Raw genomic sequence first — 1,104 nt, 5'->3', positions numbered from 1 at the left:
GGATGCGCCATTTGCAAGACGTGATAATCGTCAACTTGCTTGCCGCAATAATTGATCAACTGTATGGAGAACAAGTCCGCCTCTGTGTCAGGCAGCAATTCTTTCAGTTTAACCGCATCGGCTTCGTCTACCTCCTCATCTGCATCCAACCATATAATCCAGTCGCCCGTTGCCCGTTCTAATCCGTAATTGCGCGCGGAAGCAAAATCGTCATTCCATTCATACGAAAATACAGAGGCGCCCGCGGAACGACAAATATTGATCGTATCGTCGGACGATCCAGTGTCGACGATAATCATTTCATCTACCGCATGTTTTACGCTATTCAGGCATCGTTCAATACAATTTCCTTCGTTTTTGACAATCATGCATAAAGAAAGTCTGGTCATGTTCTAGAGTTCTTCCCTCCTTTTTCTGTAGCATATGACGGGACAGTTTGCAGGGTGCTTTCTGAACCAAAGATACATCTTCTCCATACAATGATCGTATAGAATATTTAGTTCCGGGATAATGAGGTGAACGTACATTGAGTAAATCCAAACTCATCTGGGAAGGTTCGTTTGCAGAAATACACAGTTTGGCAAAGGTGAATCGCAATATTAGCAACCTTCTCTCGAAATATTCCCGTTTCGATTTCTGTCCTTATACACCGGGTCGGAATTCGGACAATTCCATCGCAGCAGAGAAAGAAAAAGAAGGTGAGGAAATACAGGGAGGTGTCTTTGTTTCACACCAATGGCCCCCAAGAATGACTCGCCCCGCCAGAGGCAAATTCTGGATTTCCATGATCCCTTGGGAATTCGGTGCCATCCCTGCGTCCTGGTATATTCCAATGAAATACGATATGGACGAAATTTGGGTATACAGCCATTACAACAAAGAATGCTATGTAAAATGCGGCCTGCCGGAAGAGAAAATCAGGGTGATTCCGCTTGGCGTCGATGAAAGGATTTATCATCCAGATAATCAGCCCTGTATATTTTCGGATGAATCCGTGTTTCGATTCTTGTATGTCGGCGGAACAATCGGAAGAAAGGGTTTCGATATTCTCCTGCAGGCCTATCAGGAAGAATTCACAACTCAGGAGCAAGTCTGCCTGGTTGT

General features: G+C 44.7%; 1 protein-coding gene and 1 pseudogene. One reads left to right on the top strand and one right to left on the bottom strand.

Annotation, left to right across the window (positions count from 1 at the left end):
* Positions 1–389: glycosyltransferase family 2 protein (locus AB1L17_RS31370; protein ID WP_412848829.1), on the bottom strand; the 389-nt coding region annotated here is incomplete at its 3' end.
* 137 nt (positions 390–526) lie between these two features.
* Between AB1L17_RS31370 and AB1L17_RS31365 the strand changes: the two are divergent.
* Positions 527–1,104: pseudogene (locus AB1L17_RS31365) on the top strand (hypothetical protein); the annotation flags it as partial.

It is taken from the genome of Brevibacillus jepli, assembly GCF_047229145.1.
In the GTDB taxonomy this organism is placed as follows: Bacteria; Bacillota; Bacilli; order Brevibacillales; family Brevibacillaceae; genus Brevibacillus.
Note: the sequence above shows the minus strand (reverse complement) of the source record. Positions and strands in the feature narration are given on the sequence as shown.